Below are 12,613 nucleotides of genomic sequence, written 5' to 3' on the forward strand. Positions count from 1 at the left end.
CCTATGAAAGAGCTCTGGCTGGTGCGCCACGGAGAAACCCCCTGGAACGCCGAAGGGCGCTTCCAGGGTCACTACGACGTCGGCCTCTCCCCCGAGGGGCTGCGCCAAGCCTACCGGGTGGCTGAGCGGCTGGCCGCCTGCCGCCACCCCTTCGACGGCCTGTACAGCTCCGACCTGCAGCGGGCGGCCCTAACCGCCAAACCCATCGCCGAGGCCCTGGGTCTCACCCCCGTCTACGACCCCCGCATCCGCGAGATCTACGCTGGAGAGCTGCAAGGTCTTTTGCGCAGCGAAAGCGAGCTGCGCTACCCGGAGTTCCACCGGGCCATCCAGCAGGACCCCTGGAACACCAGGCGCCCCGGGGGAGAGAGCATGGCCGACCTGGCCGCGCGGGTGGAGGCCTTTCTAGGAGACCTGCCCGATGGTCGCTTGCTGGTAGTAACCCATGGGGGGGTGATTCGGGCCGCGCTCAAAATCGTGCTGGGGCTGGACAATGGGGCCTGGCGCAGGTTCCAAATCCAGAACACCTCCATCACCCGCCTCCTCTATCCCGAGGGGCTGGCGCTCTCGGTGGGGGATGTGGGCCATCTGGAGGCCTGGGCCGAGGGGCTCATGGACGAGGTGGTCCTTTCCTAGTTATCCTGAGCGGCGTGAAAATTCTGGTGGTCGGTTCTGGAGGGCGCGAGCACGCCCTGTGCTGGAAGGTGGCGCAGTCCCCCCGGGTTACCCAGCTCTACGCCGCCCCGGGCAACCCTGGCATGGCCGAGCTGGCCGAGTGCATTCCCTGGGATGGCGATGTGGCCTGGCTGGCGGACTGGGCGCTTTCGGAGGGCATCGACCTGACCCTGGTGGGGCCAGAAGCCCCTTTGGTGGAAGGAATTGCCGATGCCTTCCAGGCCCGGGGGCTGCGCATTTTTGGCCCCACCCAGAAGGCGGCCATGATTGAAGGCTCCAAGGCGTACGCCAAGGGGCTTATGCAACGGCTCGGGATTCCCACTGCCCGCCACCGGAGCTTCAGCGACCCGCTCGAGGCCCTGGCCTATCTGGAACAGGTGGGGGTTCCCATCGTGGTCAAGGACTCGGGGCTGGCCGCGGGCAAGGGGGTGACAGTGGCCACGGAGCTGCAGCAGGCCCGCCAGGCGGTCCTGAACATCCTATCGGGGCCGGAGCGGGGGGAGGTGGTGATTGAGAGCTACCTGGAGGGCCCCGAGGTCACGGTGCTGGCCCTCACCGACGGGGTCACCATAAGACCCCTGCTGCCCTCGCAGGACCACAAGCGGCTGCTGGACGGCGACACCGGGCCCATGACCGGGGGTATGGGGGCCATCTGCCCCTACCCTCTGGCCCCCGGGGTGCTCAAGGAAGTCGAGGAGCGGATCCTGCGGCCGCTGGTGGACGGTCTGCGGGCCGAGGGCATCGTGTACAGGGGAGTGGTCTATGCCGGGCTGATGCTGACCGACGAGGGCCCCATGGTGCTGGAGTTCAACGCCCGCTTCGGCGACCCGGAGTGCCAGGCCCTGCTGCCCTTGCTGGAGACCGACCTGGTCGAGCTGGCGCTGGCGGTGGTGGAGGGGCGGCTGCATGAGCTCGAGCCCACCTGGCGCCCCATGGCCTCGGCCTGCGTGGTCATGGCCGCCCCCGGCTACCCCGACGCCCCCCACAAGGGGCTGCCCCTGCGCCTGCCCCCCAGGCCGCCCCAAGGGGTGCTCTACTTCCAGGCCGGCACCCGCAGGAGCCCCCAGGGGCTCGTGACCCACGGGGGAAGGGTGCTGAATGTGGTGGGGCTGGGGCAGGACCTGAAAGAGGCTTTGCAGCGAGCCTACGCCGGGGTGGAAGCGGTCGAATTCGAACACGCCGTCTTCCGCAGGGACATCGGGCGGAAGGCCCTGTGGTAGCTAGCCTTCCCGCCGGACCAGGCCCCGCAGAAGCTCCAGGGTCCGCAGGCCCCAGGCCTGCCGGGGGGCCCCTTCCAATACCGGCCAAAGAGCCGCCAGCCCCCGCTCGAGCATCCCCTCGGCCACCCCCAAGGCGTACTCCACGGCCCCGGTCTCGAGCAGGCGGCGGTGCAGCCAGGCCACCTCGCTCGCTGGCTTTTGTGCCCGGGGCATGGCCAGCAGCCGCTCGGCCCGCAAGCGCTCCTCCGGCGGGGCCTGGCGCAAAAAGCGCAGGAGAATCAAGGTGCGCTTGCCCTCCCACACATCGCCCCCAATCTCCTTGCCGTACTTGGCCGGATCGCCCTTTAGGTTCAGGGCGTCATCCACAATCTGAAAGGCTGTGCCCAACAGCATCCCCCCGGCCTCAAAAGCCCCTGGGGGCTCCACCCCGGCCACCAAGGCCCCAAGCCGCAGTGGGGCCACCGCGGTGTAGTAGGCCGCCTTCTGCCCTACCATCTCCAGGTAGTCGGCCTCTTCCAGGTCAAAGCGCCCTTGGGCCATCCAGCTCATCTCCAGGTGCTGCCCCTGGGCGGTAAGCTCCACCAGACGGGCAAACTCCAGCAGCACCTCCCGAGACACCCCGGCCCGGACCAGCAGGGCCCACTGCAGGGCGTGCAGGGCATCGCCCGCGTTCAAAGCCAGGGGCACCCCATAGAGCTTGTGCAGGGCGGGCCGGCCCCGCCGCTCGTCGGAGGCGTCCTCGATATCGTCGTGGATTAGGGCCCAGTTCTGGAAAAGCTCCAGGGCCGCTGCGGGGGGCAGGAGATGGGGAAGCTCGGCCCCATAGGCCAGCCCGGTATACACCAGCAAGGTGCCCCGCAGCATCTTGCCGCCGCGCTCGGGGTAGTCGCGCAGCATCCGGGCATACTCGGCCAGCTCAGGGCGAGAGGCCGCCTCGGGCCGGGGCAGCCAGCCAAGCAGGTGAGCCTGGATGGCCTCGCGCACCTCGGCTGGGGAAAGGGCGGTGGTCATGGAGTAGATACTACCCTGGTGCGGCAGGGAGCGGTGCGCTAGACTTGGCTTTGAGGTGAGAGCATGGGCATTTTGGAGCGACTCTCCCGCCTGATTCGGGCCAACCTGAACGACCTGATTCGCCGGGCCGAAGACCCCGAGAAGATCATCGAGCAAGCGCTGGAGGACATGCGCGCTGCTCTGCGGGAGGCCCGAATGGAGGTGGCCGAGGCCATGGCCGAACTCAGGAAGCTCGAGCGCGAACAGCAAAGCTACGCCGAGCAGGCCGCAGCCTGGGAGCGCAAGGCCGCCGAGGCCCTCAAGGCCGAGCGGGAGGACCTGGCCCGGGAGGCCCTCAAGCGCAAGCAGCAGGCCCAGGCCTTGGCCGAGGGTTTCGCCCAGCAGGTGGCCCAGCAGCAGGCGCTGGTCAACCAGCTCACCACCCAGCTCAAGGCCCTGGAAAGCAAAATCCAGGAGTCCGAGGCCCGCAAAGCCCTGCTCATCGCCCGCAAGAAAGGGGTGGAGGCCGCCGAGACGGTGCGCCGCTTCGAGTCCAAAGTAGACGCCCACAGCGCGGTGGAGGCCTTCGACGAGATGGAGCGCCGCATAGAAGCCATGGAGGACAAACACAAGGCCCTGGCCGAGCTGGACAGAAACGACATCGAGAAGGAGCTCGAGCGCCTGGACGCCAACCGCCAGGTAGAGGAAGACCTGAACCGCCTGAAGCGGGAGCTGGGCCTGGCCTAGGCCGCACGCCCTGGGGTTAAACTAGGGCGATGCGGCTTCTCTGGACCCTTCTCCTGCTGCTGGCAGCCTGCGCCCCGCGCAGCAGCCCAGCCAACGTCCCCCTTATCCAAGGACCAGCAGAGTTCTACCCGGCCCAACCGGGGCTGGACTGGATTTACCTGCCCCTCAGGGCCTCCATCGGCGATCCCCCCATCCGGCTCTCGGTCATCGGGCCCGCCGTCTTCGAAGGCCAGTCGGTCATCCGCTACCGCCTGAGCGGGCGGGGGCTCGAGCGCTCCTATTACCGCCAGGTAGACGCCAGCGGGGTGCGGCTTTGGGGCATCGAGGACTTTGACAAAATCCAGGTGGCCCGCTACACCCCTCCCATCCAGGAGTATCCCCCCCAGGCCAGCTTCGCCGTGGGGGCCCGCTGGGGCGGCCAGACCCGCGAGGTCATCGATCTGCGGGTGAACAACCAGGTCACCCGGGTCAGCGACCGGGTGCTGGAGTACAGCTACACGGTGCTGGGCCGCTCCAACGTGAGCGTGCCGGCCGGCAGTTTCGAGGTCTTCCGCATCGCGGTGGAGTACCGCGACCCCAGGAACCCCAGCCTGCGCGAGAACTTCGAGGTCTGGTTCTTCCCTGGGGTGGGGGAAATATTCACCTCGATGAACTTCTCCGAGCAGGGCGGGCTCTCGCTGGTGGACCGGAACTTCCGCTAGGTGGGTTTGTTCCCTGGAGCACGGCTTTTTGCACTCCAATACCTGATGCTTAGCTGAAGATTGGAGGCGGACGTGGTTTTATCCAAGGTCAACCAGCCGCAAGACCTCAAAAACCTCTCCATCCAGGAACTCCTCCAGCTCGTCGAGGAACTGCGCAGCGAGATTATTCGGGTCTGCGCCCAAAACGGCGGCCACCTGGCCTCCTCGCTGGGAGCGGTAGAACTTATCGTGGCCCTGCACCGGGTTTTCGACTCCCCCCGCGACCGCATTCTCTTCGATGTGGGCCACCAGGCCTACGCCCACAAAATCCTCACCGGACGCAAGGAGGTGTTCCACACCATCCGCCAAGAAGGGGGCATCTCGGGTTTCACCAAGGTCTCCGAAAGCGAGCACGACGCCATAACCGTGGGGCACGCTTCCACCTCTTTGGCCAACGCCCTGGGCATGGCCATCGCCCGCGACACCCTGGGCCAGGACTACCACATTGTGGCCATGATCGGCGATGGCGCCCTCACCGGCGGCATGGCCCTGGCAGCCCTGAACGTTATCGGCGAGCGGAAACCCCGGCTCATCATGGTCCTGAACGACAACAAGATGAGCATCTCCGAAAACGTAGGGGCCCTCAACCGCTACTTCCGCGAGTACCAGACCAAGAAGTGGGTGCAGGATACCCAGAAGTGGGGCCGCCAGATTCTGGAGGGGATTTCGCCCAGGCTCTTTGACCTGGTGGACCGGGCCAAAGAGGCGGCCAAGCTGATGCTGCACCAGGAAAACCCCTTCTACGCCTGGGGCATCCGCTACGTGGGGCCGGTGGACGGGCACGACCTACCGGGGCTTATCCACCTCCTGGAGCAGATCAAGGCCCTCGAGGGGCCCACCCTGCTCCACGCCGTGACGCGAAAAGGCAAGGGCTACGGGGTGGCCGAGGAGGACCCCATCTACTGGCACGGCCCCCCCGGCTTCGACCCCCACAACCCGGTCAAGGTGAGCAAGGGCTACTCCTGGTCGGCGGCCTTCGGCGATGCGGTAACCGAGCTGGCCTACCAGGAGCCCCGCCTCTTCGTCATTACCCCCGCTATGCGGGAGGGCTCGGGCCTGGTGCGCTACTCCCAGACCCACCCTGAGCGGTACTTGGACGTGGGCATCTGCGAGGACGTGGCCGCCACCACCGCCGCCGGGATGGCCCTCAGGGGGCTGAAGCCGATCCTGGCCATCTATTCCACCTTCTTGCAGCGGGCCTACGACCAGGTAATCCACGACATTGCCATCGAGAACCTGCCGGTGGTCTTCGCCATCGACCGGGCGGGCATCGTGGGGGGGGATGGGGCCACCCACAACGGGGTCTTCGACATCGCCTACCTGCGCACCATCCCCAACCTGCAGATTGCCGCCCCCAAGGATGCCCTGGAGCTCAGGGCCATGCTCAAAAAGGCCCTGGAGCTGGGCGGGCCCATCGCCATCCGCTATCCCCGCGACAACGTGGAGAAAGCCCCGGAAGGGAGCTGGCCCGAGATCGAATGGGGCCGGTGGGAGGTGCTGAAGGAGGGGCGCCAGGCCTACATCCTGGCCTTTGGCAAGACCCTCAAGTACGCCCTGGAGGCCGCTGGCGACGACCCCGAGGTGGGGGTAATCAACGCCCGCTTCATCAAGCCGCTGGACCGGGTGATGCTAAAACGGCTGGTGCTGGAGGGGTACAAGCTGGTTACCACCGAGGACCACCAAAGGATGGGGGGCTTCGGCAGCGCGGTGCTGGAAGCCCTGAACGAGATGGGCCTCCAAGCCGACATACGCGTGCTGGGGCTACCCGACCGCTTCTTTGACCACGGCTCCATCCCCCGGATGCACCGCGAGGCCGGCATCGACGCCCCGGCCATCCGCGCTGCGCTGGCCGGGATGGGGGTGGGGGCCAGGGTCCCCAGCGGATGAGGATCCTCCCCCTGTTCGCCCGGGCCTACCTGCTGGACACCCCAGCCGGCCCCCTCCTGGTAGACAGCGGCATGCCCCAGGAAAGCCGCAAGCTCCTCCGCCTGCTGGGGGATGTGCGGCCCGCTGCGCTGCTCCTCACCCACCACCACCTCGACCATGCAGGCGGGGCCCGGCTGCTTTGGGAGCTCTACCGCCTACCCATCTACGCCCATCCTTTGGATATCCCCTACCTCAGCGGGCGGCAGCGCCGCCCCGCCTTTCTTCCCATCCCCTGGCTGGGGGACTACATAGCCAACCGCATCCAGCCACTTCCCGAGGAGGCCCTGCGCCCTGTGGAGGAGGCCGAGGAGGTCCTGGGGTGGCGGGTGGTCCACCTACCGGGCCACACCCCAGGGCAGATTGGGCTGTTGCGCCAGGGAGTTCTGCTTGCCGGCGACGCCCTGCGGGTGGGCCCCCGGGGCCCCCAGCCCCCCCCTGCCTTGGTCAACCACGACACCCGAGAGGCACGGCGCACGGTGGAGAAAATCGCCCGGCTCGAGGTTGAGGCGGTCTTCGTGGGGCATGGCCCCCCTACCACCATTGGGGCCGTGCGGACGCTGGCGGAAAGGCTGACCTGAGCCGCTAACGCTGGATACTCCCTTTCTTCACCGGCAAGCCGGCCGCCTCCCAGGCCGAGATACCCCCGGCCAGGTTGTAGACCTCGAAACCTTTTTCCGCCAGGAACTCGGCGGCCCGCAGGCTGCGCTGACCACTCTCGCACTGGCAGATGATGGGGCGGTCCTTGGGCAGGCTCTCCCAGCGCTTGGGCAGCTCGGCCAGGGGCAGGCCCTGCGAACCGGGTATCTTGAGGAGCTTCCGCTCCAAAGGCGTGCGCACATCGATCATAATGGCGCCCGCCCGGAGCTTTTCCTGGGCCTCTTTGGGGCTGATGCGGGGGACGCGGGCACCCAACCCCAGGAGTTTTCCAAGCCAGCCGAACATCGCCTCCAGTCTAGGGGCTGCCTGCCCTTGCCCCATATATCCCCTGGGGGTATAATGGGAGCAATCGGGGGTTTGCCCCGGTGAAGGAGCGTGCGATGTTTTTAGACGAGAAGATCCAATCCCAGGTGCGCAGCATGCTGGCCCCCATCCAAAAGCCGGTGGAGATGGTGGTCTTTACCACCTCGGGCATCACCCTGCCCGGGCAGGAGGTGGGGCTGCAGGAGGAAACCCTGGGCTTGCTTAGGGAGGTGGCGGCCCTGAACCCTAACCTGAGCGTGGAGCAGCGCTCCATCAACTCCGATCCCGAGGCCCAAGCCCTGGAGCTCAGCTACGCCCCCACGGTTTTGCTGCGGGAAAAGGGCTCGAGCCGCCACAACATCCGCTTCCTGGGCCTGCCAGCAGGGTACGAGTTCAGCACCCTGCTCGAGACCCTCCTTATGCTGGGCACCGGGGAGAGCCGGCTTGGGGAAAAGTCGCAGGCCGAGCTGCAGAAGGTCACCAGCCCGGTGCGGATGCAGGCCTTCGTAACCCCCACCTGCCCCTACTGCCCCCAGGCCGTGCTGGCCACCTACAAGCTGGCCTACCACAACCCCCATATCATCGCCGAAGGGGTAGAGGCCAACGAGTTTCCCATCCTCTCCCGCCGCTACAACATCTCCAGCGTGCCCGACACCATCATCACCGGCACCACCCAGCAGCGCATCCTGGGCGGCCAGCCCGAGCGGGTCTTCGTAGAAGCGGCCATCAAAGCCAGTACGGGGGTCATGGCATGAGGGCGTGGCTGTTCCTGGCTCTCCTGGGTCTGGGGCTCGGGCTGGCCCAGCCCCGCATCGTCGGCGTGGAGGACCTAAGAGCAGTGCTCGGCAACCCCAAGGTCTTCATCATCGACGTGCGCACCCCCCAGGAGTTCGCCCAGGGGCATGTGCAGGGGGCGGTCAACTGGCCCTTGCAGGAAATCGAGCGCTGGTGGAGCAAAGTGCCCAAGGACCGCGAGGTCTACATCTACTGCAACACCCAGAACCGCAGCGGCGCAGCAGTACAGTACCTGATGAGCCGGGGCTATCAGAACCTGCGGATGGTGCACGGCGGCATCCAGGCCTGGATGGCCCGCCGGTACCCCCTTGCCCGCTAGGCTATGTCTGCTCCTTTCTTCGAACCCGAGCACAAGACCCGCATCGTGCACCGGCTGCGCCGGCTGGAAGGGCAGGTGCGGGGCCTGCAGAGGATGGTGGAGGAGGACCGCTCCTGCCCGGAAATCCTGACCCTCCTGAGCGGGGTAAAAAGCGCGCTGGACTCGGTGGGGGAAGAGATATTGGAGGCCTACCTGGTCCACTGCCAGGCAACCCCGGGGCCGGTGGTGGAGATGGTGCGGCTCCTGCGCCGGTAGGGGTTTCGGTTCAAAACGGCCTATCCCGCCGGCGACGGCGCCGGGGCCTGCCCGCGCTGGTGGGCTCGGGCAGGCCTCTCAGGCGGGCCTCGAGGGCGCGCATCTGGTCGCGCAGGGCCGCGGCCCGCTCGAAGTCGAGGGCCTCAGAAGCGGCCCACATCTCGCTCTCCAGCTCTTCCAGCAGGCTCTGCAGGACCGCTGGGTCGTCCACAGCGGCCTCCACCGCCTCGGACTCGTAGTTCTCCGGCCGCACCACCTTGCGCACCGACTTCTCCACGGTTTTGGGTACGATGCCGTGCTCACGGTTGTAGGCCTCCTGGATGGCGCGGCGGCGCCGGGTCTCCTCGATGGCTGCCCGCATGGCCTCCGAAAGGGTATCGGCGTACAGGTAGACCTCTCCCCCTGCGTTCCGCGCCGCCCGGCCGATGGTCTGGATGAGCGAGCGCTCCGAGCGCAGGAAGCCCTGCTTGTCGGCATCCAGGATGGCCACCAGCGAGACCTCGGGCAGATCAAGCCCCTCCCTGAGCAGGTTGATTCCCACCAGGGCGTCAAAGTAACCCAGCCGCAGGTCGCGCAGTAGGGCCTGGCGTTCGAAGGCGTCCAGCTCGTGGTGCAGGTAGCGGGCCCGCACCCCGTGCTCCACCAAGTAGGCGGTGAGTTCCTCGGCCATGCGCACGGTGAGGACGGTGACCAAGGTGCGCTCGCCCCGCTCGGCCCGCTGACGGATGGCCGCCATCAGGTCCTCGATTTGGCCCTGGGTGGGCTTGACCGTGACCAAGGGGTCCAGAAGCCCAGTGGGGCGGATGATCTGCTCCACCACCCGCCCCGAGACCTCGAGCTCGAAGGGCCCTGGGGTGGCCGAAACGAAGACCACCTGGGCCACCCGCTCCAAAAACTCCTCAAAGCGCAGGGGGCGGTTATCCAGGGCGCTTGGCAGGCGAAAGCCGTAGTCCACCAGGGTCTTCTTGCGCATGTAGTCGCCGTTGTACATGCCCCGCAGCTGCGGCACGCTCACATGCGACTCGTCCAGGAAGACCAGGTAGTCCTCGGGGAAGTAGTCCAGCAGGGTGTAGGGCGGCTCTCCCGGGGCCTTGCCGGAGAGGAAGCGGGCGTAGTTCTCGATGCCAGGGCAGGTGCCCATCACCTCCAGCATCTCCAGGTCGTAAAGGGTGCGCTCCTTGAGGCGCTGGGCCTCCAAAAGCTTGCCCTCGGCCTCGAAGTAGCGCAGGCGCGCCTCGAGCTCCCGGCGAATCTCGGGAATGGCCTGCTTCAGGCGCCACTCTGGGGTGGCGTAGTGGGTGGCGCTCAGAAGTACGAAGCCCGGCAGATCCCTAAGGCGCGTTCCCATGACGGGGTGCACCACCGTGATGCGGTCAATGGTCTCCCCGAAAAGCTCAATCCGCAGGGGCTCCTGCTCGTAGGCCGGCCAGACCTCCACCACCTCCCCCCGCGCCCGGAAACGCCCCGGCTCGAGCTGCAGGTCGCCCCGCTGGTACTGCAGCTCCACCAACCGCTCCAAGAGGGCCTCGCGGGGGTAGGTCTGCCCCACCTCCACCACCAGGCTCATCCTGCGGTACTCCTCGGGGCTCCCCAGGCCGTAGATGGCCGAAACCGAGGCCACCACAATTACATCCCGCCGGGTGAGGAGGCTGCGGGTGGTGGAGTGGCGCAGCCGCTCAATCTCGGGGTTGATGGAGGCGTCCTTCTCGATGTAGAGGTCCCGGCCCGGCACGTAGGCCTCGGGCTGGTAGTAGTCGTAGTAGCTGATGAAGTACTCCACCGCGTTATCCGGGAAAAGCTCCCGGAACTCTTGCGAAAGCTGGGCCGCCAGCACCTTGTTGGGGGCCAGCACCAGCGCAGGGCGCTGCAGCCGCTCCACCACCTTGGCCATGGTCACGGTCTTGCCCGTGCCGGTGGCCCCCAGGAGGGTGACATAGCGCTCCCCGTTTTGCAGCGCCTCCACCAGGGCCTCGATGGCCTGGGGCTGGTCGCCTTTGGGTTCGGGGCCTCGGTAGCGGAACATACGCACCAGCCTACCCCTTGGGGCGGCCTTCTGCTTATGCCAGAATACAATCCCTAAGAGGGCCGGCGGGTCCGGCCATCCAGGGTGAGCAGGGGCCCGTAGAGGTCGGGGCGGCGGTCGCGAAAGAAACCGAAGCCGGCCCGAAAGCGGCGGGCCGCCTCCAGGTCCAGCTCGGCCAGCAAGATGGTCTCCTCGCTGCGGCCGGCCTCGGCCAGCTTGTTGCCCATGTAATCGGCGATGAAGGAGGAGCCGTAATAGGTTTGGACATGCCCCTCCACCACCTCGGTGCCCACCCGGTTGGCCGCGGCCAGGTAGCACAGGTTGGCCACCGCATGCCCAATCATGGCCCGCTGCCACATTTCCTTGGTGTCGATGCCCCCGGCCTCGGGGGGCTCGGAGCCAATGGCCGTGGGGTAAAGCAGGATCTCGGCCCCCTGAAGCACCAGGCTGCGGGCGCACTCGGGGTACCACTGGTCCCAGCAGATGCCTGCCCCCACTTTGCCGTAAGGGGTGGTGAAGGCCAGAAAACCGGTGTCCCCCGGGTTGAAGTAGTACTTCTCCTCGTAGCCGGGCCCGTCAGGGATGTGGGACTTGCGATAGACGCCCTGTATCTCGCCTTCTGGGCTAATCAGGGCCAGGCTGTTGTAGTAGGCCTGGCCGGCCCGCTCGAAAAAGGAAACCGGCAGCACCAGGCCAAACTCCTGCGCCAGGGCCTGAAACCGGGGAAGGAAGGGGTGGTCCTCCACCGGGTGGGCCAGCGCGAAGTAGGTTTCGCGCTCCACCTGGCAGAAGTAGAGGCTCTCGAAAAGCTCCGGCAGCAGCACCACCTGGGCTCCCATGGACGCGGCCTGCCGCACCATCTGCAAGGCCTTTTCTACGTTGGCCTCGCGCTCGGGCTGCATGGCCATCTGCACCACCGCCAGCCGGGTCATGGCCTCCTCCCCTCTCCCACCGGCTGCTGCTGGGTGATGCAGTGGAAACTACCCCCGCCGGTGATCAGGTAGCGGCTCTTTAGCCCCAGCACCGTGCGGCCCGGGAACAAAGGCCGCAGAATCTCCAGCACCCTTTCATCGTGAGGGTCGCCGTACTGCGGCACCAGCACCACCCCGTTGGCGATGTAGAAGTTGGCGTAGGTAAGGGGCAGGCGCTCCGTCCCGAGGTAGCGGGGGTTCCTGGGCAGGGGCAGCTCGACGATGCGGAAGCCCCCCAGGCTTTGCAGAATCTCGAGGTTCTCCTGCAAGGGGCGGTGGTTGGGGTCGTCGGGGTCCAGGGCCACCGAGGTCACCAGGGTGGTGGGGGCGGTAAAGCGGGTTAGGGTGTCGATGTGGCCGTCGGTGTGGTCGCCCTCCAGGCCCTCACCCAGCCAGATGACCGTGTCCACCCCCAGGTAGTGCCGCAGGTAGTCCTCGAGCTCCTCCTCGTGCAGATGGGGGTTGCGCTTGGGCGAAAGGAGGCACTGCCGGGTGGTTAGGCAAAGCCCCAGGCCGTTGACCTCCAGCGCTCCCCCCTCCATCACGATTCCAGGGCGGAAGAGGGGGATGCCCAGGCGACGGGCCATCTGCTCGGGCATGTTTCTATCCCGCTCGGCCGGGTACTTCTGGCCCCAGCCGTTGAACTCCCAGGCAACCCCCGCCAGCCCTTCCTGGTCGGGTCGGGTCAGGAAAGTGGCCCCCGAGTCGCGCAGCCAGAGGTCGTCGTGGGGGATGCGGTGGAAACGGATGTTACCCGAAAGGCGGTTTTTAGCATCCTGCTCCGACTCCTCGTCGTGCACCACCAGCTCCACCCGCTCGAAGCGGGCCAGGGTGTTCACGAACTCGGCCAGCTCGGCCCGCACCGGCTCCAAATAGCCCAGCCACTTTTCGTCGTCGTAGGGCCAGGCCGTCCAGGTGGCGGCGTGGGGGGCCCACTCGGGCGGCATGCGGAAGCCCAGGGCCCGGGGGGTAAGGGTCTGCTCCACAAAGAA

14 protein-coding genes are annotated in these 12,613 nt (G+C 67.0%); 9 read left to right on the forward strand and 5 right to left on the reverse strand.

What is annotated here, in order from left to right; translation table 11 throughout:
• Positions 1 to 3 precede the first annotated feature (3 nt).
• Both DV704_RS11205 and purD read left to right on the forward strand, forming a co-directional pair.
• Positions 4 to 636: a histidine phosphatase family protein gene (locus DV704_RS11205; protein ID WP_114799668.1), complete on the forward strand. Its 633-nt coding sequence runs from the start codon at positions 4 to 6 to the stop codon at positions 634 to 636.
• Between the two features lie 14 nt (positions 637 to 650).
• The gene (gene purD, locus DV704_RS11210) at positions 651 to 1,895 is read left to right on the forward strand and encodes a phosphoribosylamine--glycine ligase (protein WP_114799669.1); all 1,245 of its coding nucleotides are present in this window, start codon (positions 651 to 653) and stop codon (positions 1,893 to 1,895) included.
• Here purD and DV704_RS11215 read toward each other — a convergent pair whose 3' ends face one another.
• Positions 1,896 to 2,906, reverse strand: coding sequence for a polyprenyl synthetase family protein (locus DV704_RS11215; RefSeq protein ID WP_114799670.1), 1,011 nt, complete (start codon positions 2,904 to 2,906; stop codon positions 1,896 to 1,898).
• A 63-nt stretch (positions 2,907 to 2,969) separates the two neighbouring features.
• Between DV704_RS11215 and DV704_RS11220 the strand changes: the two genes are divergently transcribed.
• The 4 genes from DV704_RS11220 (at position 2,970) to DV704_RS11235 (ending at position 6,876) form a co-directional block, all read left to right on the forward strand.
• Positions 2,970 to 3,632 carry a PspA/IM30 family protein gene (locus DV704_RS11220; protein ID WP_114799671.1) on the forward strand — a complete coding sequence of 221 codons (663 nt, stop codon included), beginning with the start codon at positions 2,970 to 2,972 and terminating at the stop codon, positions 3,630 to 3,632.
• 29 nt (positions 3,633 to 3,661) lie between these two features.
• Positions 3,662 to 4,333, forward strand: coding sequence for a hypothetical protein (locus tag DV704_RS11225; RefSeq protein ID WP_114799672.1), 672 nt, complete (start codon positions 3,662 to 3,664; stop codon positions 4,331 to 4,333).
• A 72-nt stretch (positions 4,334 to 4,405) separates the two neighbouring features.
• The gene (dxs, locus tag DV704_RS11230; RefSeq protein ID WP_114799725.1) at positions 4,406 to 6,259 is read left to right on the forward strand and encodes a 1-deoxy-D-xylulose-5-phosphate synthase; all 1,854 of its coding nucleotides are present in this window, start codon (positions 4,406 to 4,408) and stop codon (positions 6,257 to 6,259) included.
• Positions 6,256 to 6,876, forward strand: coding sequence for an MBL fold metallo-hydrolase (locus DV704_RS11235; RefSeq protein WP_114799673.1), 621 nt, complete (start codon positions 6,256 to 6,258; stop codon positions 6,874 to 6,876). Before dxs ends, DV704_RS11235 begins: the two co-directional genes overlap by 4 nt.
• 4 nt (positions 6,877 to 6,880) lie before the next feature.
• On the opposite strand, the gene DV704_RS11240 is transcribed toward DV704_RS11235, so the two are convergent.
• A complete protein-coding gene (locus tag DV704_RS11240) occupies positions 6,881 to 7,240 on the reverse strand; it encodes a rhodanese-like domain-containing protein (protein ID WP_114799674.1) in 360 nt (119 codons plus the stop codon).
• Between the two features lie 95 nt (positions 7,241 to 7,335).
• Between DV704_RS11240 and DV704_RS11245 the strand changes: the two genes are divergently transcribed.
• From DV704_RS11245 to DV704_RS11255, 3 genes are read left to right on the forward strand one after another with little or no spacing between them, the layout of a single operon-like run.
• Positions 7,336 to 8,013 carry a thioredoxin family protein gene (locus DV704_RS11245; RefSeq protein WP_114799726.1) on the forward strand — a complete coding sequence of 226 codons (678 nt, stop codon included), beginning with the start codon at positions 7,336 to 7,338 and terminating at the stop codon, positions 8,011 to 8,013.
• Positions 8,010 to 8,372 carry a rhodanese-like domain-containing protein gene (locus DV704_RS11250; protein ID WP_114799675.1) on the forward strand — a complete coding sequence of 121 codons (363 nt, stop codon included), beginning with the start codon at positions 8,010 to 8,012 and terminating at the stop codon, positions 8,370 to 8,372. Before DV704_RS11245 ends, DV704_RS11250 begins: the two co-directional genes overlap by 4 nt.
• A 3-nt stretch (positions 8,373 to 8,375) precedes the next feature.
• Positions 8,376 to 8,627: a metal-sensitive transcriptional regulator gene (locus tag DV704_RS11255; RefSeq protein ID WP_114799676.1), complete on the forward strand. Its 252-nt coding sequence runs from the start codon at positions 8,376 to 8,378 to the stop codon at positions 8,625 to 8,627.
• A gap of 10 nt (positions 8,628 to 8,637) precedes the next feature.
• Here DV704_RS11255 and uvrB read toward each other — a convergent pair whose 3' ends face one another.
• Genes uvrB through DV704_RS11270 form a run of 3 tightly spaced genes read right to left on the reverse strand, consistent with a single transcriptional unit; the run spans position 8,638 to position 12,607 of the window.
• Positions 8,638 to 10,650 (reverse strand): excinuclease ABC subunit UvrB, encoded by a 2,013-nt coding sequence (uvrB, locus tag DV704_RS11260; protein WP_114799677.1) that lies wholly within the window; start codon positions 10,648 to 10,650, stop codon positions 8,638 to 8,640.
• Between the two features lie 53 nt (positions 10,651 to 10,703).
• A complete protein-coding gene (aguB, locus tag DV704_RS11265) occupies positions 10,704 to 11,582 on the reverse strand; it encodes an N-carbamoylputrescine amidase (protein WP_114799678.1) in 879 nt (292 codons plus the stop codon).
• On the reverse strand, positions 11,579 to 12,607 hold the full coding sequence (locus DV704_RS11270; RefSeq protein WP_233498341.1) for an agmatine deiminase family protein: 1,029 nt from the start codon (positions 12,605 to 12,607) through the stop codon (positions 11,579 to 11,581). The genes aguB and DV704_RS11270 overlap by 4 nt, the downstream gene beginning before the upstream one ends.
• Positions 12,608 to 12,613 lie beyond the last annotated feature (6 nt).

Origin of the sequence: Meiothermus sp. QL-1 (assembly GCF_003351145.1) — a bacterium.
GTDB lineage: Bacteria > Deinococcota > Deinococci > Deinococcales > Thermaceae > Meiothermus.

Coding starts and splice junctions, on each gene's coding strand:
- DV704_RS11205 (WP_114799668.1), top strand. CDS start 4: ATGAAAGAGCTCTGGCTGGTGCGCCACGGAGAAACCCCCTGGAACGCC.
- DV704_RS11225 (WP_114799672.1), top strand. CDS start 3,662: ATGCGGCTTCTCTGGACCCTTCTCCTGCTGCTGGCAGCCTGCGCCCCG.
- DV704_RS11235 (WP_114799673.1), top strand. CDS start 6,256: ATGAGGATCCTCCCCCTGTTCGCCCGGGCCTACCTGCTGGACACCCCA.
- DV704_RS11220 (WP_114799671.1), top strand. CDS start 2,970: ATGGGCATTTTGGAGCGACTCTCCCGCCTGATTCGGGCCAACCTGAAC.
- aguB (WP_114799678.1), bottom strand. CDS start 11,582: ATGACCCGGCTGGCGGTGGTGCAGATGGCCATGCAGCCCGAGCGCGAG.
- uvrB (WP_114799677.1), bottom strand. CDS start 10,650: ATGTTCCGCTACCGAGGCCCCGAACCCAAAGGCGACCAGCCCCAGGCC.
- DV704_RS11255 (WP_114799676.1), top strand. CDS start 8,376: ATGTCTGCTCCTTTCTTCGAACCCGAGCACAAGACCCGCATCGTGCAC.
- DV704_RS11245 (WP_114799726.1), top strand. CDS start 7,336: ATGTTTTTAGACGAGAAGATCCAATCCCAGGTGCGCAGCATGCTGGCC.
- DV704_RS11215 (WP_114799670.1), bottom strand. CDS start 2,906: ATGACCACCGCCCTTTCCCCAGCCGAGGTGCGCGAGGCCATCCAGGCT.
- DV704_RS11250 (WP_114799675.1), top strand. CDS start 8,010: ATGAGGGCGTGGCTGTTCCTGGCTCTCCTGGGTCTGGGGCTCGGGCTG.
- DV704_RS11240 (WP_114799674.1), bottom strand. CDS start 7,240: ATGTTCGGCTGGCTTGGAAAACTCCTGGGGTTGGGTGCCCGCGTCCCC.